The sequence below is a fragment of the Mycobacterium venezuelense genome (assembly GCF_054919535.1).
The window spans coordinates 1-1,580 of record NZ_JBONDW010000048.1; the positions used below are offsets into that span (position 1 = coordinate 1).

The following is a 1,580-nucleotide window of genomic DNA, read 5'->3' on the forward strand; positions in this document are numbered from 1 at the left end:
GGCGGTTTCTAGGGGTCGTTGCAACACTGCTGGTTAGTTGGTCTGTAGTAGATCACGCAAGCGCTCGGCTGGGGTGTCCCAGTCGAGCGTTTTGCGTGGGCGACCGTTGAGTTGCTGGGCGACGTGTTCGAGGTCTTCGGGCCCGAACACGCTCAGGTCGGTGCCTTTGGGGAAGTATTGGCGCAGCAGGCCGTTGGTGTTTTCGTTGGTGCCGCGCTGCCAGGGGCTGGCCGGATCGCAGAAGTACACGGCCATGTCGGTGGCCATCGAGAACACCTTGTGCCCGGCCATCTCGGCGCCCTGGTCCCAGGTCAACGAACCCCGCAGATGCTGCGGCAAGGTCTTCATGGTGGCGATCAGCCCGTCACGAACCGTTTCGGCATCATGGCCCCCGGGTAGGTGCACCAGCATGGTGTAGCGGGTGGTGCGTTCCACCAGGGTGCCGATCGCGGTCTTGTTGAGTTCACCCATAATCAGATCGCCTTCCCAGTGCCCGGGCACCGCCCGGTCCTCAATATCGGGCCGGTCGGCGATCATGAGCATCGGATCAACGAACCGCTGGTAACGCTCACCGGGTTTACGGTTCGGTTTACGGCACGTGCGGCCACTTCGGAGTGATTGGGCCACTTCTTTTTTCAACCCGCCACGGGCCTGAAAGTAGAGGGCTTGATAGATCGTTTCGTGGCTCACCCGCATGCTCTCGTCGTCCGGAAAGTCTTTGACCAGACGATGCGAAATCTCTTCCGGGGACCACCGCTTGGCCAGCCCCTCTTCGACCTTTTTACGCAGCCTCTGGTTGGTGACCAGTTTGGACTGCTTGGGCCGGGACCGCGCCGCCGCAGCCGCCGCATCGGCTTGATATGGCAGGTAGAGGCCCTCGACACGGTGTGCAGCGACTTCGCGGGACACTGTCGATTTATTCCGACCGAGCTTGTTGGCGATCGCGGTATAGCTCAGCCCGGCGGTCAGGCCGTCGGCGATGACCAGCCGGTCAGCCAGCTGCAAATACCTGCTGACAGATTCGTCATCCGGTGCGGGGCCCTGGTGGCTGGCAAGGGTTTTCACCGGTTGTGTGTACCGCGTGCCGGTGTTGTAATCGTGGACTGTGCCATCGGGATGAACCCGCGTGTTGCCGACCTGGCGGATGCCGTCGCGCCAATCGCGGGCGGTGCGCACGTTGACCCCGACCTCCCGCGCCGCGGCCGCCGTTGACCAGCCGTCATCGAGCAGTTCAAAGAACCGGGCCCGCTGGGCGGGCTTACCGCGCACCTGCCGGGCAGCGTCGACCAAACCCAGCTCGACGAGCATCCGCCGCGCCGTGGAATGGGCCACCCCGACCGCTTTGGCTGCCGCATCAACCGAGCCCGTCGCGGTGAACACCGCCGCCAACCCGGCCTGATCAACACCACTGACATCCGGCCGTGGCAAGCCCATCGGCCGGCCCGTCGCCCGCAAGATGGCATACGCCCGCTGCCGCGACAACCCCAACGACACGGCCGCTTCGCGCACCGGCACACCCGCGTCAACGAGCTTTGCTAACTGAACCCCAAACCGAACACAGTCCTCCGAAAACGACACGG

At 64.1% G+C, this 1,580-nt stretch carries 1 protein-coding gene; it reads right to left on the reverse strand.

Translation table 11 applies throughout. The annotated features are described in order from the left end of the window. Positions 1–33: 33 nt before the first annotated feature. Complete coding sequence (locus ACRCUN_RS34115; protein WP_462146019.1) at positions 34–1,308, reverse strand: IS30 family transposase; 1,275 nt, start codon at positions 1,306–1,308, stop codon at positions 34–36. Positions 1,309–1,580: the final 272 nt, after the last annotated feature.